This window comes from Bradyrhizobium guangxiense (assembly GCF_004114915.1).
Taxonomy (GTDB): Bacteria; Pseudomonadota; Alphaproteobacteria; order Rhizobiales; family Xanthobacteraceae; genus Bradyrhizobium; species Bradyrhizobium guangxiense.
Genome location: NZ_CP022219.1, coordinates 4,521,189 through 4,544,253 on the forward strand (window position 1 = coordinate 4,521,189; position 23,065 = coordinate 4,544,253).

A 23,065-nucleotide genomic window follows, 5' to 3' on the forward strand; every position below is an offset into this window, starting at 1 on the left:
GACACGATTTGATTCAAAAAGTTACACGTTCCCCGGGCGTTAGGCCGAAAAAGATACCGCTTAACCGGCCCGGGGCGCGTGATTCGGAGGTTGCTGGTTACGACCTTTGATAGTCGTCTTCAATCCGGATGATGTCGTCTTCCCCGAGATAGCTGCCGGTCTGGACCTCGATCAGCTCCAGCTGGATCTTGCCAGGATTCTCCATCCGGTGGACGGCGCCCATCGGAATGTAGATCGATTCGTTCTCGTGCACCGTCTTCACGGTCTCGTTGACCGTGACCTGGGCCGTGCCACGAACCACGATCCAGTGCTCGGCGCGGTGGTGGTGCTTCTGCAGCGACAGCCGCCCGCCCGGCTTCACCACGATGCGCTTGACCTGGTGGCGCTCGCCATTGTCGACCGACTGATAGCTGCCCCAGGGCCGGTGTACCTTGAGATGCTCCTCGGTGACTTTCGGCGCGACCGCCTTCAGCTTGGTCACGAGGCGCTTCAGGCCGTTGGCATCCTTCTGGCGCGAGACCAGCACCGCATCGGCGGTCGCGACCACGACGAGATCGTCGACGCCTTCGAGCGCCACCAGCGCGGAATCGGTGGTGACGTTGCAATTGCGGGAATCCTCGAACACGGCGCTGCCGTGCGCAGCATTGCCTTGCGCGTCCTTCGCCGACAATTCCCACACCGCGTGCCAGGAGCCGACGTCGGACCAGCCGCAGGAGACCGGCACGACCGCCGCGCGCGAGGTCTTCTCCATCACGGCATAGTCGATCGAGATTGCCTTCGCCGCGCCGAACGCCTCGGGCTCCAGCGTGACAAAGCCGAGATCGCGGCCGGCATTGTTGACCGCATTGGTGACAGCCTCGACGCTGGCGGCATCGACCTTGCGATATTCGTCGAGCAGCACGGCCGCCGGGAACATGAAGTTGCCGCTGTTCCAGAGATAGCCCGAATTGACGTAGTCGGAGGCCTTCACCGCGTCCGGCTTCTCGACGAAGCGCGCGACCGCGTGCACCTCGCCGGAGATCCCCTCGCCCGGGCTGATGTAGCCGTATTCGGTCGCCGGCCGCTCCGGCTTGACGCCGAAGGTGACGATGCGCCCAGCACTCGCAGCGGTGAGGCCCTCGCGGCAGGCGGCAACGAAAGCGGCATTGTCCTGCACGACGTGATCGGCGGCGAGCGCGAGCACGATCGCCTCATTGGCGCGGTTCTGCGCAAACACCGCGCCGGCGGCGATCGCCGGCCCGGAATCGCGCCGCATCGGCTCGAGGATCACGTCGGCCTCGATGCCAATCTCGGCGAGCTGCTCCAGCACCATGAAGCGATAGGAGGCGTTGGTGATGACGATCGGCCGGTCGAACAGGGAACGATCGGACACGCGCAGCAGCGTGTCCTGGAAGGTCGAGCGCGTGCCGAACAGCGGCAGGAACTGCTTGGGCCGCACCTCGCGCGACGCCGGCCACAGCCGCGTGCCGGCACCGCCGCACATGATCAGGGGGATTATGCGTTTGTCCATCATCTCAAACCTTGAAGTAGTCCCGGTACCAGGTGACAAAATTATGGACCCCATGCTCGATCGGCGTTGACGGTGCAAAGCCGGTGTCGCGCATCAAATCCTCGACATCCGCGAACGTTTCCAGCACATCTCCCGGCTGCATCGGCAGCAATTCTTTGATCGCCGTCCGGCCCAGCTCCCGCTCCAGAAGACCGACGACGTGCATCAGCTCCTCCGGATGGTGATTGCCGACATTGTAGAGCTTAAACGGCGCATTTGCGGCAGCCGGATCGTCCACGGGCACAAGATCGATCAGCTTGGATACTACACGCGTCACGTCATCAATATAGGTGAAGTCGCGACGCATCTTGCCATGGTTAAAGAGGCGGATCGGCTTGCCCGCCATGATGGCGTTTACGAACAGGAACATGGCCATGTCGGGCCGTCCCCATGGCCCGTAAATGGTAAAGAAGCGCAGGCCCGTGACCGGCAGGCGATAGAGGTGGCTGTAGGACTGCGCCATCACCTCGTTCGCCTTCTTGGTCGCGGCATAGAAGCTCACGGGATGATCGGTCCGGTCCGCCACCGCAAATGGCATTTTTGTGTTGGCGCCATAAACGGAGGATGACGAGGCATACACGAGATGACGACAGCCATTGTGGCGGCAGCCCTCGAGCACGTTGAGAAAGCCCAGCAGGTTGGAATCGGCGTAGGCGTGCGGCTGCTCGATCGAGTAGCGCACACCGGCCTGAGCCGCCAGATGCACAACTTGCGAAAAACCATCTCGCGCAAACAGCCTCGCCATCGTCTCGCGGTCGGCAAGATCGGCCTCCACGAAGGAGAAGCGGGAGGAAGTCTGCAACAGCGCGAGGCGCGCCCGCTTCAATGCCGGATCGTAATAGCTGTTGAGATTGTCGAGCCCGACGACGGTGCGGCCTTCGCCCAGGAGCTGCCGGGCGACGTGAAAGCCGATGAAGCCGGCGGCTCCCGTGACCAAAATCGCCTGATCCATCATCCTGTTCCCTGGGACCCCTGGCCCGTCCTGTTTAGCCGCCGCCTCGATGGGGTCGCAATAGGTCCCTGTTCCTCCTGACAACTCCTTCATGACGACCTTAACGACGGCTATTGCAAGATCGGCGCCAAAACCATACCAAAGCGGCCGAATTCGGCGCCTGGCGTCGGGTTGCCTCAAATCTTCGCAAACCCTGTTCATGCGGGCGAGATGCGCCGAATCCTGCTGTCGACGGCCAAAATCCTGATTTCCGCGGCGCTGCTCTATCTGGCGCTGCGCAAGGTCGATCTCACCGAACTGTTTTCGCGTTTCACCGTGACCAGCCTGTTCTGGATCGGCATCGCGATCGCGATCGCGTTCCTGCAGATCTTCGTCGGCGTGCTGCGCTGGCGCGTGATCAGCGCCGTCTGCGGCGCGCCGCTCGAGCTCGGACGGGCCATGCGCTACAACGTGATCGGCTCTTTCTTCAACCAGACCCTGCCGTCCGCGATCGGTGGCGACGCGGTCCGGCTGTGGCTCGTCGCACGCGCCGGCGCCGGCTGGCGCGCGGCCACCTACTCCATCTTCGTCGACCGCGCGATCGGCCTGATCGCGCTCGCGGTTCTCATCGTCGCGAGCCTGCCCTGGAGCTATCGCCTGATCACCGATGCGCACGGACGCTCGGCGCTGCTGCTGATCGACCTGCTCGCGCTCGCCGGCGGCCTCGGCTTCCTGATCTTCGGCGCTCTGAATTGGGGCTGGCTGAAGACGTGGTGGGCCACGCATCACATTCACGCCTGTGCGGTGATCGCAAATCGGGTGATCTTCAGCCGCACCCGCGGACCGATCATCGCCATCCTGTCGGTCCTCGTTCACGTGCTCGCTGTCGTGATCGCCTGGTGCGTGGTGCAGTCGATTGCGGCGCCGGTTCGCTTCAGCGACGTCTTTCTGCTCGTGCCGCCCGTGATGCTGATCACCATGATGCCGATCTCGATCGCCGGCTGGGGGGTGCGTGAGGCCACGATGGGCCTGGCGTTCGGCTTCGCGGGACTTGCCGCCAACGAGGGCGTCAACGTCTCGCTGCTATACGGCGCCGTCTACTTCATCGTCGGCGCGGTCGGCGGCCTGGTCTGGATCCTCAGCGCGGAGAAAGCCGCGCAGGGGTCGGCTCCGATCGGAGTGCCGGAGTGACGACGTTGGCCTGGGGTCCGGACTCTGCGACCGGACTGGTGATGTTCACGCTTGCGCCAGCCGTGCTGGCTGCACTGCTCTCCACCGCCATCACCTGGCTGAGCATGCCGCTGCTGCAGCGCTATGCGTTGGCGCGGCCGAATGCGCGCTCGTCACACAGGATTCCGACCCCGCAAGGCGCGGGCATCGCGGTGATCGCGGCCACCCTGCTTGTGGCTGCGGCCTGGACCTACGGCGCGCTTTCCCTGCCTCTGATCGGGTCCGCCCTCCTGATCGCGATGGTCGGCCTCGTCGACGACATCAGGCCCTTGCCCGTCCTGCTCCGCCTGCTGTTGCAGGCGACCGCCGTGGCCGCCGTCGTCTTCACGGCCCCGGACGCCGCGCGCATCGTGCCGGCGCTGCCGCTCGCGCTGGAGCGCGGCCTCGTCCTGCTCGCCGGAATCTGGTTCGTGAACCTCGTCAACTTCATGGACGGGCTCGACCTGATGACGGTGGCGGAGGTGGTGCCGATCACGGCCGCGCTCGCGCTGCTCGGATGGTTCGGCGACCTCTCGCCGTCGGCTGGAGTGCTCGCCACGGCGCTGTGCGGGGCCATGCTCGGCTTTGCGCCGTTCAACCGTCCGACCGCAAAAGTCTTCCTTGGCGACGTCGGCAGCCTGCCGATCGGCCTCCTGCTCGGCTGGTGCCTGCTGGAGCTTGCCTGGCACGGACAGCCCGCTGCGGCGCTGCTGCTGCCCGCCTATTACCTCGCGGATGCCACCACCACGCTGTTTCGGCGCATGATCCGGCGCGAGCGATTCTGGTCGGCACACCGCACGCACTTCTATCAACGCGCAACCGACAACGGGCTCAAGGTCCCGCAGGTCATCGGCGCGGTGTTCGCGCTCAATCTCGTGCTGGCGGTGCTAGCCATCGTCACCGTTCGCGCCGGTTCGACCATGGTCACGATCGTGTCCTTGCTCGCGGGCGCGGTCGCGGTCGCATCCGTGCTGCGGCGCTTCTCTCGCCCTCAGGTCTGCTGAGACGCCACCGCCAGCCGCAGCGCCTCGTCGAGCGAGACCTGCGGCTGCCAGCCGGTCGCGATCGCCTTCGAGGTGTTGAGCTCGAGGGAGCGGATCAGGCTGTCATGCATATCCTGCCGGCCCGTCACGCTGAGCAGCGCGCCGAGCAGGCTCGGCGGCATGCCGAACAGGTGCGGGCTCTTGCCCGACGCTGTCGCCAGGCGCGCGATGAATTCGGGCGTCGAGACCTGCTCCCTGTCGGCGAGCAGGAAGATCTCGAAATTGCTGGCGGGATCGGGATGGCTGAGCCGGTGCAGGACGAACGACGTCAGATTCTGAACGGCAAGGAAGGCGCGATGATTGCGGATCGCGGCAAAGGGCAGCGGCAGCCCGAGGTTCACCGCGCGCGTCAGCACTGCGAAATTGCCCTTGGCGCCCGCGCCATAGACCATCGGCGGCCTGATCACCGAGATCTTCATGTCGGTGTCGCGCGCCAGCGTCCTCAAGCCCGCCTCGGCGGCGGCCTTGGACTCGCCGTAGAGGCCGCGCGGCGTCAGCACGTCGTCCTCGCTGAACGGCGCACGGCCTTCGTTGCTGCGGCCGTGAACGAGAACGGTGCTGATGAAGATGAAGTGACACACGCCGGCGGTCGCCGCACAACGCGCCAAATGCAGCGTGCCGTCGATGTTGACGTCGCGGTAGAGCTTGACCGCATGCTCCTCGTGCTTGTAGTGCACGCGCGCGGCAAGATGGATGACGGCGTCGACGCCTTCCAGCGCGGCCTGCCAGTCCGTTTCAGGACCGATTGATTCGATCACGACCTCGTCGCCACTTTCAGGGCTGCGGACAACGCGGCGGACCGACCATCCCTCGCGCACCAGCGCGGGCCCGATATGACGGCCGAGGAAGCCGCTCGCTCCCGTCACGAGCGCCACTGGTTTTTTCTCGCTCATCGTTGCTCCGCAAGCTCGGTGTTGCGCAACGACTCGTCGATCAGGCCGGCAGAGGCGTTCATGGCAGTCGTCCGCCGCGCGGCTGCATGGTCAGGCCGCAGTCGACCCGAACTCGGGCACGGCATCCTTCAGGATGGTCCTGATGGTCGCGCGATCGTCGCGCGCGATCGCCTGCTCGAGCGCCGCGATCCATTTGCGCACCGTCAGCATCGGCGGCTCCTTCGGCTGCGCGGCCATGATGCCCGCCACGCCGATCTCTCGGGTCGGCTCCTCGGAGGCGAACAGGATTTCATGCAGCCGCTCCCCCGGCCGCATGCCGGTGAACACGATCTCGATGTCGTAGCCGGGTTGCAGCCCGGAGAGGCGGATCATGCGCTCGGCGAGATCGACGATCTTGACCGGCTGGCCCATGTTGAGCACGTAGACCGAGACGTCGGGACGCGGCGTTCCGAGCGCGTGGGTGGCCGCGGTGATGACGAGATCACAGGCTTCGCGGATGGTCATGAAGTAACGGACCATATCGGGATGCGTCACCGTCACCGGGCCGCCGGCCTCGATCTGCGCTTTGAATTTCGGCACCACCGAGCCATTTGAGGCCAGCACGTTACCAAACCGGACCGAGATCAGCCGCATCGGCGACTTGGCGCCGCGCGCCGCCGCCGCGAGATCGTGATCCAGCGCCTGGCAGTACATCTCGGCAAACCGTTTGGTCAGGCCGAGCATCGACACCGGCTCGATCGCCTTGTCGGTCGAGATCATCACCATGGCTTCCGCGCCGGCGGCAACGGCGGCATCCGCCACATTGATGGAGCCGAAAATGTTGGTCTTGACGCCCTCGCTCCAGTCGCGCTCGAGGATCGGCACGTGCTTGAGCGCAGCGGCGTGGAACACGATGTCCGGCCTGAACTCAGTCATCAGGCGCATGATGCGCTCGCGGTCGCGAATGTCGGCAATCCGCCCTTCGACCTCGGCTGCCTTGCAGGTGAGAGCTTCGGTGATCGCGTAGAGCGCCGGTTCGGAATTTTCCACGATCAGCAGACGTGCGGCGCCGAAGGCGACGACGCGCTCGCATATCTCCGAACCAATCGAACCGCCGCCGCCGGTGACAATCACCGCCTTGCCCCTGATCAAGGCTTCGAGCCGCGCATAGTCGATGTTCTCGCTCGGCCGCAGCAGGAGGTCCTCGACCGCGACGGCCGTGAGTCGCGGCGTATCGCCACTCTCGAGCGAGGGCATCCGGTTGACGATCAGGCCCAACTTGCGCGCCCGCATCAGGACCGATTCCGGATGCGCCTCCGGTTCGAACGCCGACGGCGTCATGATGAGGCGGACGATCGGCTTGTTGCGCTTGGCGAAGTCCGCGATGATGTCCTCGACATCGTCGATGCCGCCCAGCACCGGCAGGTTGCGGATGAACTGGCCCCGGTCCGCAAGCGACGGCGACAATACGCCGACCGGCCAGATGCGCTTGATCGCCCCGCTTTCGATGCCGCGCAACAGCACCTCCGCATCCGCGGCCCGGCCGATCAGCAGCGTCGGGGCGGCCTCATCGGTCCTCGCATGCCGTCGCACCCGCGTATAACGGAAATAACGATAGGTCATGCGCAGCGCGCTGAGGAAGGAGACCTCCAGGAACCAGTAGAGGACGATCGTCACCTTGCCGAGGAAGAAGGCGCCATGCACGTTGGGGGCGACGAAGATGTAGTCGAGCACGAGCAGAGCAACCGTCAGCACGGTCGCCGCGCGAATGATGTTCAGCGCATCAGGCAGCGAGATGAAGCGCCATTTCGTCGTGGTCAGATTCAAGACGAAGAACACGACCACGCTGAAGGCGAGAAAATAGGGGAGGATCTGGAACAGCAGCGGCAAGCGGGCGTAAAAGCCGGGCCCACCCTCGAATCGCACATAGAAGGCCGCAAAAAGCGCCGCCGCGGTCGCCAGCAGGTCGTGGAGCGCAATCAGGAAATTGCGCGAGGTGAGATGCGAAAGACGCGTCATCCGCCGACCGATGAAAACCCAGTTAGATGCAACCTGACCGCGCTGATAGCCCATCTGGACCAGACTTGCCAGCCGCGCGGCCGTTTAAGAACCGGCTTCCCTCATCTTCGCCTCGTCCTGTTGTGCCCGGATCACCATTCCGCCGGCGACGCCGACGCCGATGACGTACATCCAGCCCTCATGGAAGTCGAACAGATGGGAATTGAACAAGGAGGTGAAGACGTTCTGTACCACGACCAGGAGCCCGATCCAGTTGGCAAGCCCGTCGCCGCGGAACAACCGCAGGTGCAATATCCAGATCGCGTAGAGAATGGCGATACCGATCACGCCCCATTGCACGGCAACGTTGAGCGTCTGGTTATGCGGATTGCCGATCACCTCGGCTGAGGCCCGGTACTCACCGGCGGGCGTCGCGACGCGTTCGAACAATCCGCGCGTCGAGCCGGTGCCATGCCCCATGATCGGCGCCTCCGCGAAGAAGCCGAGCGACTTCCGCCAGAATTCGATCCGCATGCCCATGGAGGTCGGCTCGCCCCTCTCCACATAGCCGTTATAATCGCGGGTAAACCGATCGATAGTGTGGCGCAATTGCGGCGAGGCCTGCCAGGCAAGAACGGCGCCGCCGAGCAGAGCGGCGGAGATGATTGCAAGGCTCCGCCATTTGAGATGAAGCAACGCGAACACGCCGAACATGATCGGCACGGTGACGAGGGCAGTGCGCGACACCACCACGAAGGCCATGTTGACGAAGAAGCTCAGCGCCAGCGCGGTCAGCAGTCCGGCAAGCCAGAATCGCTTCTCGCGCAGCAGCATCACGATCGGATAGGCCAGCGCGACCGCGCAAAGCGCGAACTCCTGACTCTGGTTGATGTAGTTCTTGACGAAGATACCGCGCTCGGGCGGATCGGTCTTGAGCGCGAGATTCGGGTAGAAGGCGACCAGCCAGGACATCACCGACAACAAGGCGCAGGACACCAGGAAGGCGATGAAGATCCAGTGACCGCGTTGCGAGCGCTCGAAATGATAGAGCAGAACCGGGAGCACCAGCAGCTTCATGGTCGGATTGACGGCATAGAAGCGCGCCCCCCAGGTCGCATCCGACCAGAGCGTCCCCACCAGCGCAAGCAGGACCAGGGCGATCGGGGCCGCACAGATCGGACGCTTCAGGGATTGCAGGAACGCGCGGACGTCGAGAAACGGCACCATGCAGAGCATCATGAGCACGTTGAAGATCCCGGTAAGCGACGTCGACCAGGGCAGCGAGGCCGCGGTCAGGATCGCGAATATGTCGACGGTCTCGCGCCAGGCGGCCGGACTGCGCAGGCGGCGAAGCAACATTTCGCCGGTGGTCTCGCGTGCGAGCACCGTCACTTGCTCCCTCCCCGCGCGCGATGGACCAGCGCCGTCGTGCTGAAGCCCTGGAGGATGTCGACCAGCACGACCACTCCGCCGGTTGCCTCGACAACGTCGTAGCCAACCACCTGCTCGCGGGTGTAGTCGCCGCCCTTCACCAGCACGCCCGGCTTGATCCGAGTGATCAGGTCGATCGGCGTGTCCTCTTCGAAAATCACGACGAGATCGACGGCCTCCAGCGCCGCCAGCACCTCGGCACGCGCGCGCTCGTCCTGGACCGGACGATCGGCGCCCTTCAGCCGCCGCACCGAGGCGTCGCTGTTGAGGCCGACGATCAGGCGGTCGCAGGCGGCGCGCGCCGCGGTCAGCACCTTGACATGGCCGGGATGCAGGATGTCGAAACAGCCATTGGTAAAGCCGACGCGCAGGCCCTCCCGGCGCCATTCGGCAAGTTGCACGTCGAGTGCGCCCGGCTCGAGCACGATTTTCTCCTCGGCCGCGAGCGTGGCGTGGGGCAGGATCTTTCGGCGCAGCTCGGCCGCACTGACGCTGGCGGTGCCTTGCTTGCCGACGGCGACGGCGGCGGCGGCGCTGGCCATGCGCAATGCGGTATCCCAGTCCGCGCCGGCCGCACGCGACACCGCGAGCGCGGCGGCGACGGTGTCGCCGGCGCCGGAGACGTCGCGGACCTTCACCGGGACAGCCGGAACGTGAACCGCCTCGCCCTTGCGCGGCACCAGCGTCATGCCGTGCTCGCCCTGCGTGACCAGGATCGCCTCGCAATCGGCAAGCCGCATCACGTCCTCGCTGGCATCGACGATGCTCTGCGGCGTGTCGGCGCGGCTGCGGGTGGCTTCCGCGAATTCCTTGCGGTTGGGCGTGAGCAGCGTAGCGCCACGATAGATCGCCCAGTTCAGGCTCTTGGGATCGACGATCACGGGCTTGGCGAGCTTTCGCGCGGCGTCGATGGTGTGGCGGATGACGCGCGCCGTCAGCACGCCCTTGGCGTAGTCCGAGAGCAGCACGAGGTCGGCGCGCGCGATCTGCGGCAGGATCGCCTCGATCAGCCTGGTCTCGATCTCATCGGATACCGGCGCCGCCTGCTCCCAGTCCGCGCGCAGCATGTGCGTGGAAAAATGCTCGGAGACGAAGCGGACTTTTCGCGTGGTCGGCCGCGATGGATCGCATACCAGCACGCTTTCGATTGCACCTAGTTCGGTCAGCGCCGATGCGAGCCGCTTGCCCGCATCGTCCTCGCCGACGAGGCCGACGAAAATGCAGCGCGCGCCGAGGGAAGCAATATTGCGGGCAACGTTGCCGGCGCCGCCGATGTGAATCTCGCTGCGCTGGGCCGCGATGACGGGCGTCGGCGCTTCCGGCGAGATCCGCGACACCTCGCCATAGACGAACTCGTCCAGCATGACGTCGCCGATGCACAGCACCGCTCGGCCCGAGATGGCTTGCGCGAGAGCGTCGAAATCGAGAATGGGCGTCGGCATGATCTTTGTGCCTCAGCGGAAGCGGTCGGGCCGGTCGAGGTAGTCCCCGACATAGGCCTTCACCGCGTCCTCGAGCGTCGTGAAGCCGCCGTTATAGCCGGCACGGTGGAGGCGATCGACCTCGCTCTGGGTGAAGTACTGATAGGCCCCGCGAATCTGCTCGGGCATGTCGATATATTCGATGTTGGGCCTGGTGCCGAGCGCTGCATAGGCCGCGAGCATCAGGTCCTTGAAGCTGCGCGCCTTGCCGGTTCCGACGTTGAAGAGGCCGGACACGGATGGCGTCGCCAAGAGCCACATGATGACGCGCACGACGTCGTCGACATAGATGAAATCGCGGCGCTGGTCACCGTCGGCGATGCCCTCGCGATGCGACTTGAACAGCTGCACGACGCGGCCGGCCTTGACGTCATCGAAGCGGCGCGCCAGCACGCTCATCATCGAGCCCTTGTGGTATTCGTTGGGGCCGAACACGTTGAAGAATTTCAAGCCCACGCATTGCGGTGGGAGCGGATCCCCCTTGGCGACGCGCCCGGCAACCGCGAGATCGAACATGTGCTTGCTCCAGCCGTAGAGATTCATCGGCCGAAGCTTCTTCAATGCGGCGATCGAGGCGTCGTCGTCGAAACCTCTCTCGCCGTCGCCGTAAGTCGCCGCCGAGGAGGCGTAGATGAACGGCACCGCGCCCGCCGTGCACCACTCGAGCAGGCGCGTCGACAGGCGGAAATTGGTCTCGAACACGAGGTCGCCATCGGTCGCGGTGGTCGCGGAAATCGCCCCGAGATGGACCACGGCATCAAGCTTGCGGCCCTTCAGCCAGTCCATCAGGTCGCCCGGCGGAACGATATCCACAAGCTGGCGCTTGGCGAGGTTCCGCCACTTGCCGTCGGAGCCCAGCAGGTCGCAAACCACAACGTCGCTGCGGCCCGCGTCATTGAGCGCAGCCACGACATTCGACCCGATAAAACCGGCCCCGCCGGTCACCAGCAACATTCCGAAATCCTGCCCGTTCTTTGCAGCCCCGATCCTGCCGTAGCGCATGAGCCGGCAAAGTGTAAGCGGTTTTGGGATTGCTCGGTCTGCCGGCTTTACCTGCCGGCCCGGAGCGGCTACCGAACCGCCCTATCAGATTGCCTCGGCCTCATTAAAGAATGAACCAAGATTCGCAATTTAGCGGAAGTGCAGATCGGGACGACACGAGCCCGATTCTGATCATTCCCTATATGTGGATCGGCGATTTTGTCCGGAATCACACCGTTGTGCGGGTCCTGAAGCAGCGCTGGCCCAATCGGCCAGTCGATCTGCTCACGACCTCGCTGTGCGCCCCCCTGGTCGACTACATGCCGGGCGTGCGCGCTGGCATCGTCTGGGACCTGCCGCGCGGCCGGCTCGCTGTGGGCCGTCAGCTGGCCTTGGCGAAGCTCCTTCGCGAGCGGAACTACGGCACGGCCCTGGTGCTGCCGCGCACCTGGAAGGCCGCCATCGCACCCGCTTTGGCCGGTATTCCTGAACGGGTCGGCTTCGTCGGCGAGTTCCGGTTCGGCCTGCTGAACCGCTGGCGCTGGGGCGAGAAGAAGCTGCCCCGCTTCATCGACAAGAACGCCGCCCTTGCGCAGCCCGATGGCGCCGCCCTGCCACGGGAATGGCCGGTGCCGCAATTGCACGTTCCCGCCGAGGAGATCGTGCGGTGGCGGCAGGCTAACGGCCTCAGCCTAAGGGCCGCGGTGGCGCTCGCCCCCGGCTCGGTCGGCGTCTCCAAGCGCTGGACCTACTATCCTGAGGTCGCCCGCCTGCTGGCCGAGCGCGGGCTGGAGGTCTGGGTGGTCGGCGGCCCCGCGGAAAAGGGCCTCGCCCAGGAGATCGTCGCGGCAGGCGGCCCCGGCGTGCGGGACCTCACCGGCAACGACCTGCGCAACGGCGTGCTGGCCATGGCCGCAGCCGGCGTCGCCATTTCCAACGACTCAGGCCTGATGCACATCGCGGCGGCCCTGGGCACGCCCACCATGGGCATCTTCGGCCCGACCAGCCCCTATCTCTGGGCGCCCCTCAACGGCCTTGCCGCGACCGTGGTGCAGGACAAGGAAGTGCTGTCCTGCCAACCCTGCCAGAGCACCATCTGCAAGATGAACGACCACCGCTGCATGCGGAATATCGCGGCGTCCGAGGTGGCGGCGATTGCACAGCGGGTGCTGGGGGAGGCCACAGCGCACGCGACGACGTGAGCGTGCGAGCCCCGCGCCAATGATGACATCGCACCGGTGTTTTGCCCGGCGCGTCAATTGACGTGGTGACATCCGCAACGCCGTGCCGGCTGCCAAGTCCTTGATTTCGCTGGCCCCGGCTACTGTGCATGGGGTTGTTTTCGCGTTTTTGCTTTCGGCCCTCACGATGTGGCTCAAAGCAGCGGCCGATAGACCTCGCCGATCCGCGCCGCTTCCGCATCGAGGCTGAACCGTTCGAGCACCCGCGCCCGCCCCCCCTCGCCCATCACCGTCGCAGCGGCCACGTCGCGCATCAGCGGCTCCAGTGCCGCAGCCAGCGCATCGGCATCGCCGGTCGGGATCAGCACGCCGCTCACGCCGTCCTCGACCACGAGCTCGGCCGCACCGGCGCGCGCGGCGACGAGCGCGCTGCCTGCCGCCATCGCCTCGATCAGGGTCAGGCCAAAGCCTTCGTTGCGTGAGGTGAAGGCGTAGATCGTCAGCCGCTGATACCAGCGCTGCACCGCTTCGATCGGCAGCTCGCCGGTAATGACGATGCGCGATTGCAGGCCGGCTGTTTCGATCCGCTTCCTGAGCTCGTTGGCAAAGGGCGTCTGCTCGGCGGTGACTTGGCCAACAATGATTGCCGTGAAATCCGGATAGCGCGGCAACAGGCGGCACATCGCATCGACGAACAGATCGGTGCCCTTCTGTGCGCGCACGCGGCCGAAGCAGCCGATCGCGTAGCGGCCCGGCAGCGCGGCTTCCGCGAACGCCGCTGCGCGGTCCTGCGGCGGTGCATAGACATCGGTATCGACGCCGTGCGGGATCACGGTCGCCTTCACCTTCAGGAACGAAGCAGAGATATCCGAGGTCGCGATGATCGCATCCATGCGCCGGATCAGCCAGCGCGTGATCCAGCTGTGATGCCGCTGCGCCGCCGAGGTGAACACGAGCTTGAGCGGCCAGCCGAGCGCACGCAGGACGACGCCGGCGATCATCTCGTTGTTGCGCCGGGCGTGCCAGATCAGCGGCGCCTTGCGGCGCCACAGCTTGAGGAAGTCTCCGACGTTGAGGCGCGCAATGCCCGCCGGCGCGTCGGAGCCGAACCAGGCGGCGCGATACAGCCTCGCCAGCCGCGGCGCCACCATCCGGTTGGTCGCAGTGACCCCGGAATAGCGCCTGTGCAGATTTGGCACGATCACTTCGAGATCGCCGGGGGAATTGGCCACGTCACGCTCCGTTTGACAGGCCCCCTATACGCAACATTAAGCATAGTGACCAGTTCAGCCGCCCCGATACCCCCTCTTCACCACGCAAGCGCTAGCTTCGCGCGTTGATCGAAGACGGATGAGATCATGACTGTGCTAGTCACCGGCGGTGCCGGCTATATCGGAAGTCACACGGTCCTGGCGCTGGCGGAAGCCGGCGAGGACGTCGTCGTGATCGACGATCTCTCGACCGGATTCTCCGCCTATCTGCCTGAAGGCGTGCCGCTGTTCATCGGCGATGCCGGCGACGAGAACCTGCTCGAGGGCGTGATCACCCAGCACAACATCGAGAGCATCATCCATTTCGCCGGCTCGGTCGTCGTGCCGGATTCGATGCGCGATCCGCTCGGCTACTACCGCAACAATTTCGTGACCGCGCGCAACCTGCTCAACGTCGCGGTCAAGCGCGGCATCGGCCGCTTCATCTTCTCCTCGACCGCCGCCGTCTACGGCAATCCGGATCAGGTCCCGGTGCCAGAGCACGCGCCGACGCGGCCGCTGTCGCCCTACGGCTCGTCGAAGCTGATGACCGAGATCATGCTGCACGACGTCGCCGCCGCCTACGGCATGCAATACGTGACCCTGCGCTATTTCAACGTCGCCGGCGCCGATCCGCACGCGCGCATCGGACTTGCCACCGTCGGCGCCACGCATCTGCTCAAGATCGCGGTGGAAGCCGCCACCGGCCAGCGCGCCAAGATCGACGTGTTCGGCACCGACTATCCGACCCCCGACGGCAGCTGCATCCGCGACTTCATCCACGTCACCGACCTCTCGCAGGCGCATCGCTCGGCGCTGGCCTATTTGCGCAATGGCGGCGCCTCGACGACGCTCAATTGCGGCTATGGACGCGGCTATTCGGTGCTGGAGACCATCGATGCCGTGCGCCGCGTGTCGGGCCGCAGCTTTGCCGTGCAATACGCGCCGCGCCGGCCGGGCGACATCATGACCATGGTCGCCGACACCAACCGCATCCGCAGCCTGCTCGACTGGAGGCCGCAATACGACGACCTCGAGACCATCGCCGCCCATGCGCTGGCCTGGGAAGACAAGCTGTTCCGCGAGCGCCATGGCGAGCTCCGCCACGCGGCCTCGGCCTAGAATCATCCCAAGCGCAAGCCCTTAATTGGGCTTGAAAAACCGTAGCTGAGCGGGCACAGAGGCCGTTCGATCCCTGACGCGCGGGCAGGCTTTGTCCTGCGCCGTCAATGGACACCGGATGGCCCAGTTTCCAAAGAAAATCACCGACGATCCCTATGCGGCCGCGACTCTGATTCGCCGGCTCGTCATGGAACAGGGGATCGTGTACTGGCGGCGCTATCTCGTCGCCTTCGCGCTGATGGCGGTCGCCGCCGGCGCAACCGCCTGCGCCACCTACGTGCTCGGCCAGGTCATCAACCAGGCCTATGTCGACAAGAACATCCCGGGTATCGCGATGTTCTCGGGCATCACGGTGCTGCTGCTCTTCATCAAGGGCGTGGCGACCTACGGCCACATGGTGATCCTGACCAAGATCTCGAACGCGATCCTTGCCACCAATCAGCGCCAGCTCTTTGCAAAACTGATGCGCGAGAGCGTCGGCTTCTTCTCCGAGCGCCATTCCTCCGAATTCCTGGCGCGGCTGACGGCCGGCGCCAAGTCGATCACCGACGTCCTCAACATGCTGGTCAATGCCATCGGGCGGGACCTGTTGATGCTGCTCGCCATGATCGGCGTGATGGTGTGGCAGGACCCGCTGATGTCGTTCATCGGCCTCGTCGCGGTGCCGCCGGCGATGCTGGTGCTGCGCAAGCTGGTCAAGCGCATCAAGGGACTCGCCTTCAACCAGTTCACCGGCACCGCCGACATCATGGAGACGATGCAGGAATCGCTGCAAGGCATTCGCACCGTCAAGGCGTTCACGCTCGAAGAGACCATGCAGAAGCGCATCGACGAGAACATCGCGATCGTCGAGCGCAACGCCAACAAGATGGCCCGCGTCGCCAACCGCTCCAACCCCTTGATGGAGATGCTCGGCGGTTTCGCGGTCGCCGGCTGCCTGATGTACGGCGGCTATGCCGTGGTCGCCCTCAACGCCACGCCCGGTGCGTTCTTCTCCTTCATGACCGCCTTCCTGATGGCGACCGAGCCGGCCAAGCGGCTGGCGCGGCTCAACATCGATTTGAACAGCCAGCTCGTCGGCGCGCGCATGCTGCTCGAAGTCGTCGACAGCCCGGCGAGCGAACACTCCGACGACGACAAGCCGGCACTGCGGCTCACCGACGCGCGGATCGAGCTGCGCGACGTCAGCTTCGCCTACCGCAGCGGCGAGACCGTGCTCAACCGCATGAGCTTCGTTGCCGAGCCCGGCAAGGTCACCGCGCTGGTCGGGCCCTCCGGCGGCGGCAAGTCGACCGTGCTGGCGCTGCTCTTGCGCTTCCACGAGGTGACGCAGGGCGACATCGTGATCGACGGCCAGTCGATCGGCGCGGTCTCGCGCAAATCGCTGCGCGCGCAGACCGCCTATGTCGGTCAGGACGTCTATCTGTTCCGCGACACCATCCGGAGCAACATCGCCTTCGGTCGCCCTGGCGCGAGCGAGGACGAGATCGTCGAGGCGGCGAAGGCCGCCTGCGCGCATGATTTCATCATGGGCTTCCCGCTCGGCTACGACACGCCGGTCGGCGAGCACGGCACCCAGCTTTCCGGCGGCCAGCGCCAGCGCATTGCGGTCGCCCGCGCGCTGATCAAGAACGCGCCGATCATCCTCCTGGACGAGGCCACCGCCGCGCTGGATTCGGAGTCAGAGCGGCAGGGGCAGGAGGCGATCGAGCATCTCTGCCAGAACCGCACCACCATCGTGATCGCGCACCGCCTGCACACCATCATGCATGCCGACAGCATCCTGGTGGTCGAGGGCGGCGAGATCGTCGAGCGGGGCCGGCACGATGAACTGCTCCGCCGCGGCGGCCGCTACGCTTCGTTCTTCCGCCTGCAACATCACGACGCCGGCGCTCTGGCGCCGATCAGCGCAACCGCATAGAGTTCGTTCCACCTCAAGAGCAGCGAGACCCGCATGAACGCCGCCTCCTACGTCATCCCGCTTCCGCCCCAGGCTTCGCTTCCCGTCGTCGGGGAAAGCGGCCGCTATCCGGTTCGCCGCATCTGGTGCGTCGGCCGCAACTACCTCGAGCACATCCGCGAGATGGGCAATGACGAGCGCGCCCCGCCGTTCTTCTTCGCCAAGCACGCCGACATGCTGGTGCCTGATGGTGCCACCATTCCCTATCCGCCGCTGACCAAGGATCTGCACCACGAGGTCGAGCTGATCGTCGCGATGAAGAGCGGCGGGGTCAACATCCCGGCCGAGAAGGCGCTCGATCACGTCTACGGCTACGCCGTCGGCATCGACCTCACTCGCCGCGACCTCCAGATCGCCTCGCGCAAGAAGGAGCGCCCCTGGGAGATCGGCAAGTCGTTCGACGGCTCCGCTCCGTGCTCCGCAATTCAGCCCGCCTCCAAGATCGGCCATCCGGCCAAGGGCAAGATCTGGCTCACCGTCAACGGCAAGGAAGCTCAGAAGGGCGACCTCACCGAGCTGATCTGGAACGTGCCCGAGATCATCTGGCAGCTCTCGCAGCAGGTGAAGCTCGCCGCCGGCGACATCATCATGACGGGCACCCCGGCCGGCGTGTCGCAGCTCCAGCCGGGCGACAAGCTCGAATGCGGCGTCGACGGCGTCGGTACGCTGAAGGTCTCGATCGGCCAGCCGGAGTAAGCCGTCCAACGATTTCAGTTGAAAGGCCCCGGACCTGACCGGGGCCTTTTTTATTCCGATCGCGCTACCAGGCCTTCACCGGCCGATTGGCGTGGCTCGCTTGCGGCACACCGCGATTGAGCGACATGTGCGAATGCACGCACAGCCAGCCATCGCCATTCCTCGAAAACACCATGGTCGCCCGGCCGGGACGCGCGAACGCGCTGCCATCGGGATGATAGCCCGTGCTCGTCCACGGCGCGATCACGGTCACCATCGTGCCGTCGGCAGAAGCGAGAACGGACGTCTGCTCGAGGACGAAACGGAAGTCGGCCGTCTTCGGCCAGACATTGTCCCATTGCGTCTTGACCCATTGATCGAGGCCGGGGATGACATCGTTATGCGTGCCGAAGGCGAGCACGTCCGCATGGAAGAGTGGCCGCGCCGAGGCGTAATCGACCTCGCGGACATAGCCCGCGAAAGTGTCCAGCCATTGATGGAAGAATTCCACAATCCCTGGCGTCGCGACCGGCAAGGGGCTCATCGCGATGCGCCGATCACCGCAGTGCCGAATACACGATCAGGCCCAAGATCAGCACCGTCAGCGAGTATTTCAGCGTGTAGTAGACGTTGCGGTTCCACTCCTTCACCTTGCGGCTGGCGAGATGGACCTCGTAGAGCTTGCCGAACACCTTGTTGAGCACGCCGACATTCTCACCGTCGACGTTCTGCGTCGCCGACGCCTTGACGATGTGATGGCTGACCCAGCGGTTGATCGCAGTCATGAAGCCGTACTTCATCGGGCGCTCGACGTCGCAGAACAGGATGATGCGGTTGACGTCGGTCGCATTCTCGGCGCTGTGGATGAAGGTCTCGTCGAACATGAAGGCTTCGCCGTCGCGCCAGACGCATTCGACGCCGTCGACCAGGATCCGGCACTTGTTCGAGTTCGGCGTGACCAGGCCGAGGTGATATCGCAGCGAACCGGCGAAGGGATCACGATGCGCGCCCAGCTTGCCGCCCGGCGGCAGCATCGCGAACATCGCACCATGCACGCTCGGGATCGACTTGAGCAGCTCCACCGTCTTCGGGCACAGCGTGTTCGCCGACGGCAGGAAGTCGTCGTACCATTTCAGGTAAAAACGCTTCCAGCCGCTCTTGAAGAACGAGTAGAAGCCCCAATCGTTGTTCTTCGCCGCCGCGCGGATAAAACCTTCGTCGAACAGGCGCACGGCCTCGTCACGGATGGTCTCCCAATTCTCGCTCAACGGCTTCAGTTCCGGAAACTGCTCGACCGAGATCACCGGCCTGTTCGGCACCGCCGAGCCCGCATACATCAGCACATTGTAGGGTGCGAGATAGGTCGAGTGATCGCCGAGCTGGCGCGCAAAGCGCAGCCGCTGCTTGCCGCGGAAGTGAACGTAAATCGTCGAGGCCGCAAGCACATACAAAATGACAAGTTGCGGCGCAAAAAGCTGTTTCAGCATTTCCCCAATCCCAAGTGACCCAGCCGGGGTGTCGTGTAGCCCGAGGAGGTCCCAGCGGCAAGATATTCACCGGTGGGTTGCAATCACGCCGAGGAGAGCGAAGGGGATGGAACTGGGCGAAACCGGCCAAAATCGGCCGAATCAGGCCCGGGACAGCGCCTGCAGGCCCTTGAAGGTCAGGCGCTTGGGATCGGTGACGCCGGCGAGGTAGAGTCGGCGGATAAAGGCGATCACGGCGTCGCGGTCGCAATCAGTCAGCGCGACGACGGCGTCGACCGCGATCTTCTGGGCTTCCATTGGGCTCACCTCGGCCTTGCGAGTAACCCCGGCCGAGACAGGCTAGGACTCATCCGTTAAATCGGCGTTAACCGTTACGGAACCATCGCCGATTCAGTCAGGCGGCCGAATACGCGAAACAACGCATTGGCAATGTCGAGGGCATTTTCGGTTCTGATTGAATCAGAACCGAAGCCCCAGATTCTTGTTTTGACGCGTTTTCTTCACGCGAACCGGTGTCCACTTCGCTCGAAAACGCTCTAGTGCGCAGCGAGGCTCTTCTTGAGCTGCGCAAAATGCTTCTTCAGCCGCGGCACGGCAAAGTCGGTGAAGGCGCGCACCTTGGGCACCGAGAGCCGGCCCTGCGGGCAGATCAGATGTGCAGGCATCTCCGGATCCTTGTCGCCGGCAAGCACGATCTCGAGCTCGCCACGCGCGACCTGCTCGGCCACCTGATACGAATACATCCGCGCCACGCCGCGCCCGGCGACCGCAGAGGCCACGGCCGCATAAGTGCTGTTGACGACAAGCCGAGGCGTGAACTGCACCGTGCGGGCTGCAGATGAGCCGGCCTGCGGCGCAAAGGTCCAGGAATTGGGAAGGTGCGCCATCGCCACGATCTGGTGCTTGGCGAGATCGCCGGGCTCGGCGATGCGCGGATGCTGCTTCAGATAGCGCGGAGATGCGACGACAACGCGGCTGATCTCGCCGACCCGCATCGCCACCATCGCCGAATCCGCGAGAGGGCCGATGCGAAGCGCGATATCGACCCCCTCCTCGACCAGATTGACCGCGCGATCGAACAGCAACAGCTTCGCCGACACCGTCGGATAGGCATCGAGAAACGCATCGAGGATCGGCCGCAGCACCATCTCACCCGACACCACGGGCGCAGTGATCGCGAGCAGACCGCGCGGCGCGGAGCGCGGTCCGGCCGCGATGTCGTCGGCCTCCTCCAGCTCGGTGAGCACGCGCCGGCAGATCACGACATAGCGCTCGCCCTCCTCGCTCAGCTTGATCGCGCGTGTCGTCCGGTGCAGCAGCTCGGCGCCGACGCGCTCCTCCAGAAAGGCGATGGCGCGGCTGACCGCTGCCGGCGAACGGCCGAGCTTGCGGCCCGCGGCAGCGAGGCTCCCCTCGTCCACCGCAAGCACGAATACTTTCATCGCATCCAGACGATCCATGTGCTTCCCGCCGTCCCCCAGGGCTCCAGCCGAAGGCTAGGCGTTCGGCCACGCCGCGACAACTGTCGATCCGGCATTCGTTCGCGCCGCGAAAGAATGTCTGCCGGGCAGCGCATATTCGCAGCCGGGGCGGCGCAGCGTACCTCATTGCCGAAGCCAGCCACCGCTGGCGCAGGTTCTGAAAGCCAACAACAGGAGCCCATCATGGGTATCGAGCAGAAGGTCGCCATCGTCACCGGTGCATCACAGGGTATTGGCGCCGCCCTGGTCCAGGGTTTTCGCGATCGCAACTACCGCGTCGTCGCAACGGCGCGCTCCGTCAAGCCGTCAAGCGACGAAGACGTCCTCGCCATTGCCGGCGACATCGCCGACCGGGCCACCGCCGAGCGCGTGGTCTCGCAGGCCATCGCCCGCTTCGGCCGTGTCGACACGCTGGTCAACAATGCCGGCATCTTCGTCGCAAAGTCGTTCACCCAGTACACGGACGAAGACTATGCGGCGGTGATGGGCACCAACGTCGCCGGCTTCTTCCACATCACCCAGCTCGCCATCGCCGAGATGGAGAGGCAGGGCTCCGGCCACGTGGTCCAGATCACGACCACACTGGTCGACCACGCCAATTCGAACGTGCCTTCGGTGCTGGCCTCGCTGAGCAAGGGTGGGCTGAACGCCGCGACCAGATCGCTTGCGATCGAATACGCGAGGCGCGGCATCCGCGTGAACGCTGTGGCGCCCGGCATCATCAAGTCGCCGATGCACCCGGTCGCGACGCATGCGCAGTACGGCGCCATGCATCCGGTGGGCCACATGGGCGAGATGTCCGACATCGTCGATGCCGTGCTCTATCTCGAGGGCGCCTCGTTCGTCACCGGCGAGATCCTGCATGTCGACGGCGGCCAGAGCGCCGGCCACTGACCGCGGAGAAGCATCATGCCCATCGTCACCATTCAAGTGACCCGCGAGGGAACGACGCCGGGAGCGGCGTCGGTTACCGCGGAGGAGAAGGCGGCGCTGATCAAGGGATCGAGCGAACTCCTGCGCGACGTTCTCGGCAAGCCGCTCGAGGCCACCTTCGTCGTGATCGAGGAAGTCGACACCGACAATTGGGGATGGGGCGGCCTGCCCGTGCAGGAATTCCGGCGCCGCCGCGCCAGCCAGACAGGATGATCCGAGCGCCGTTACGCGCAGGAGGATGACATGACCAAAGCAGATACCAAGCAACATCTGGAGACCCGGCTGCATCCGCAGCCGGGATCAACATCGCAGGCAACCTGGCGCTATGCGGTGGCGGGCTTGTCCGCATCGCTGGTCGGACTCGGCCTTGCCCGCTTTTCCTACACACCGCTGATCCCCGCCCTGATCGCGGCCAAATGGTTCAGCGCGTCCGACGTGGTCTATCTCGGCGCAGCGAACCTCGCCGGCTATCTGGCCGGCGCGCTCGCGGCCCGCACGGCAGCCGCCTGGACCGGCGCGGTCCGTGCACTACGGGCCATGATGCTGCTCGCCACCCTTTCTTTCTTCGCAAGCTCGGTACCAGTGTCGTTCACCTGGTTCTTTGCCTGGCGCTTTCTGTCTGGCCTCACCGGCGGCATCATCATGGTGCTGGCAGCCTCCGTCATCCTGCCGCACACTTCACCCGCGCGGCGCGGCATTGTCGGCGGGGTGATCTTTGCCGGGGTCGGCCTCGGCGTCGCCGCCTCGGGCACGCTGGTGCCGTTGCTGCTGCAGCAGGGCTTGCAACAGGCCTGGTATGGCCTGGGGGCCCTATCCGCTCTGCTCACGTTCGCGAGCTGGTGGAATTGGCCGACCGAAGCGAAAGGTGATGCTGCGCCTTCTCCGCATCAAGGGAAGCACCATCGCGCCTCGACGGCGGCCCGCGCGCTGCTGGTCCAGTATGGCCTCAACGCGGTGGCGCTGGTGCCGCACATGGTCTTCATCGTCGATTTCGTCGCGCGTGGCCTTGGCCAGGGCATCGCTGCGGGATCGCGCTATTGGGTGCTGTACGGCCTCGGCGCCATCGTCGGTCCGCTCGTCACCGGCCATGTCGGTGATCGCTCGGGCTTCGGGCCGGCGTTGCGGGCGGCGTTCCTGGTCGAGGCGGCGGCCGTGCTGCTGCCGACCGTCAGCGCCGCGCCGCTCTCGCTGATCGTATCGAGCGTCGTGGTCGGCAGCTTCACGCCGGGCATCGTTCCGCTGGTGCTCGGGCGCATCCACGAGCTCGTGCCGCATGCGACGGAGCAGCAGCGCGCGATATGGAGCCACGCCACCACCAGCTTTGCGCTGTTCCAGGCAGCCGCCGCTTACGGCTTCTCCTGGATCTACGCTCAGACCGGCGGCGACTATCTGGTGCTGTTCGGACTCGGCGGCGGCGCCGTGGTGCTTGCGCTCGCGATCGACCTCGGTCTCGCGCTGACCATGCGCAAGGCTTAGACCTC

General features: G+C 65.2%; 21 protein-coding genes. 9 read left to right on the forward strand and 12 right to left on the reverse strand.

The window, feature by feature from the left end:
- Nucleotides 1-97: 97 nt before the first annotated feature.
- Nucleotides 98-1,510, reverse strand: coding sequence for a mannose-1-phosphate guanylyltransferase/mannose-6-phosphate isomerase (locus X268_RS21700; protein WP_128926802.1), 1,413 nt, complete (start codon nt 1,508-1,510; stop codon nt 98-100).
- 4 nt (nt 1,511-1,514) lie between these two features.
- Nucleotides 1,515-2,504, reverse strand: a complete 990-nt coding sequence (locus X268_RS21705) for an NAD-dependent epimerase (protein WP_128929340.1) — start codon at nt 2,502-2,504, stop codon at nt 1,515-1,517.
- Nucleotides 2,505-2,711: 207 nt separating this feature from the next.
- Here X268_RS21705 and X268_RS21710 point away from each other — a divergent pair, with 207 nt between their 5' ends.
- Both X268_RS21710 and X268_RS21715 read left to right on the forward strand, forming a co-directional pair.
- Complete coding sequence (locus X268_RS21710) at nt 2,712-3,671, forward strand: lysylphosphatidylglycerol synthase transmembrane domain-containing protein (protein ID WP_128926803.1); 960 nt, start codon at nt 2,712-2,714, stop codon at nt 3,669-3,671.
- A gap of 41 nt (nt 3,672-3,712) precedes the next feature.
- On the forward strand, nt 3,713-4,693 hold the full coding sequence (locus tag X268_RS21715; RefSeq protein ID WP_128929341.1) for an MraY family glycosyltransferase: 981 nt from the start codon (nt 3,713-3,715) through the stop codon (nt 4,691-4,693).
- Here the strand turns inward: X268_RS21715 and X268_RS21720 are convergent.
- The 5 genes from X268_RS21720 to rfaD all read right to left on the reverse strand — a co-directional run bounded on the left by X268_RS21720 (nt 4,681) and on the right by rfaD (nt 11,468).
- Nucleotides 4,681-5,625 carry an NAD-dependent epimerase/dehydratase family protein gene (locus X268_RS21720; RefSeq protein ID WP_128926804.1) on the reverse strand — a complete coding sequence of 315 codons (945 nt, stop codon included), beginning with the start codon at nt 5,623-5,625 and terminating at the stop codon, nt 4,681-4,683. The genes X268_RS21715 and X268_RS21720 overlap by 13 nt on opposite strands.
- 90 nt (nt 5,626-5,715) lie before the next feature.
- A complete protein-coding gene (locus X268_RS21725) occupies nt 5,716-7,623 on the reverse strand; it encodes an SDR family NAD(P)-dependent oxidoreductase (protein WP_164937855.1) in 1,908 nt (635 codons plus the stop codon).
- An 84-nt stretch (nt 7,624-7,707) separates the two neighbouring features.
- Nucleotides 7,708-8,994 (reverse strand): O-antigen ligase family protein, encoded by a 1,287-nt coding sequence (locus X268_RS21730; protein WP_128926806.1) that lies wholly within the window; start codon nt 8,992-8,994, stop codon nt 7,708-7,710.
- The gene (gene rfaE1 / locus X268_RS21735) at nt 8,991-10,475 is read right to left on the reverse strand and encodes a D-glycero-beta-D-manno-heptose-7-phosphate kinase (RefSeq protein WP_128926807.1); all 1,485 of its coding nucleotides are present in this window, start codon (nt 10,473-10,475) and stop codon (nt 8,991-8,993) included. The genes X268_RS21730 and rfaE1 overlap by 4 nt, the downstream gene beginning before the upstream one ends.
- 12 nt (nt 10,476-10,487) lie before the next feature.
- The gene (gene rfaD / locus X268_RS21740; protein WP_128926808.1) at nt 10,488-11,468 is read right to left on the reverse strand and encodes an ADP-glyceromanno-heptose 6-epimerase; all 981 of its coding nucleotides are present in this window, start codon (nt 11,466-11,468) and stop codon (nt 10,488-10,490) included.
- Nucleotides 11,469-11,626: 158 nt separating this feature from the next.
- Here rfaD and waaF point away from each other — a divergent pair, with 158 nt between their 5' ends.
- Nucleotides 11,627-12,697 carry a lipopolysaccharide heptosyltransferase II gene (gene waaF / locus X268_RS21745; protein ID WP_128926809.1) on the forward strand — a complete coding sequence of 357 codons (1,071 nt, stop codon included), beginning with the start codon at nt 11,627-11,629 and terminating at the stop codon, nt 12,695-12,697.
- A gap of 173 nt (nt 12,698-12,870) precedes the next feature.
- Here waaF and X268_RS21750 read toward each other — a convergent pair whose 3' ends face one another.
- Nucleotides 12,871-13,908, reverse strand: coding sequence for a glycosyltransferase family 4 protein (locus X268_RS21750; RefSeq protein ID WP_128926810.1), 1,038 nt, complete (start codon nt 13,906-13,908; stop codon nt 12,871-12,873).
- Between the two features lie 126 nt (nt 13,909-14,034).
- On the opposite strand from X268_RS21750, the gene galE reads away from it, so the two are divergent.
- The 3 genes from galE to X268_RS21765 all read left to right on the forward strand — a co-directional run bounded on the left by galE (nt 14,035) and on the right by X268_RS21765 (nt 17,704).
- Nucleotides 14,035-15,048: a UDP-glucose 4-epimerase GalE gene (galE, locus tag X268_RS21755; protein ID WP_128926811.1), complete on the forward strand. Its 1,014-nt coding sequence runs from the start codon at nt 14,035-14,037 to the stop codon at nt 15,046-15,048.
- A gap of 118 nt (nt 15,049-15,166) precedes the next feature.
- Nucleotides 15,167-16,969, forward strand: a complete 1,803-nt coding sequence (locus tag X268_RS21760) for an ABC transporter ATP-binding protein (protein WP_128926812.1) — start codon at nt 15,167-15,169, stop codon at nt 16,967-16,969.
- Between the two features lie 33 nt (nt 16,970-17,002).
- Nucleotides 17,003-17,704, forward strand: coding sequence for a fumarylacetoacetate hydrolase family protein (locus tag X268_RS21765; protein ID WP_128926813.1), 702 nt, complete (start codon nt 17,003-17,005; stop codon nt 17,702-17,704).
- 64 nt (nt 17,705-17,768) lie between these two features.
- On the opposite strand, the gene X268_RS21770 is transcribed toward X268_RS21765, so the two are convergent.
- The 4 genes from X268_RS21770 to X268_RS21780 form a co-directional block, all read right to left on the reverse strand.
- Nucleotides 17,769-18,227, reverse strand: coding sequence for a YybH family protein (locus X268_RS21770; RefSeq protein WP_164937856.1), 459 nt, complete (start codon nt 18,225-18,227; stop codon nt 17,769-17,771).
- A 13-nt stretch (nt 18,228-18,240) separates the two neighbouring features.
- Nucleotides 18,241-19,170 carry an aspartyl/asparaginyl beta-hydroxylase domain-containing protein gene (locus X268_RS21775; RefSeq protein ID WP_128926815.1) on the reverse strand — a complete coding sequence of 310 codons (930 nt, stop codon included), beginning with the start codon at nt 19,168-19,170 and terminating at the stop codon, nt 18,241-18,243.
- Between the two features lie 141 nt (nt 19,171-19,311).
- On the reverse strand, nt 19,312-19,467 hold the full coding sequence (locus X268_RS39590) for a hypothetical protein (protein WP_014493894.1): 156 nt from the start codon (nt 19,465-19,467) through the stop codon (nt 19,312-19,314).
- A 239-nt stretch (nt 19,468-19,706) separates the two neighbouring features.
- A complete protein-coding gene (locus X268_RS21780; protein ID WP_128926816.1) occupies nt 19,707-20,630 on the reverse strand; it encodes a LysR family transcriptional regulator in 924 nt (307 codons plus the stop codon).
- A gap of 204 nt (nt 20,631-20,834) precedes the next feature.
- Here X268_RS21780 and X268_RS21785 point away from each other — a divergent pair, with 204 nt between their 5' ends.
- The 3 genes from X268_RS21785 to X268_RS21795 are packed head-to-tail and all read left to right on the forward strand — an operon-like array spanning nt 20,835 to nt 23,060.
- On the forward strand, nt 20,835-21,545 hold the full coding sequence (locus X268_RS21785) for an SDR family NAD(P)-dependent oxidoreductase (RefSeq protein ID WP_128926817.1): 711 nt from the start codon (nt 20,835-20,837) through the stop codon (nt 21,543-21,545).
- 15 nt (nt 21,546-21,560) lie between these two features.
- Nucleotides 21,561-21,797, forward strand: a complete 237-nt coding sequence (locus X268_RS21790; protein ID WP_128926818.1) for a tautomerase family protein — start codon at nt 21,561-21,563, stop codon at nt 21,795-21,797.
- Between the two features lie 30 nt (nt 21,798-21,827).
- Complete coding sequence (locus X268_RS21795; RefSeq protein WP_128926819.1) at nt 21,828-23,060, forward strand: YbfB/YjiJ family MFS transporter; 1,233 nt, start codon at nt 21,828-21,830, stop codon at nt 23,058-23,060.
- Nucleotides 23,061-23,065 lie beyond the last annotated feature (5 nt).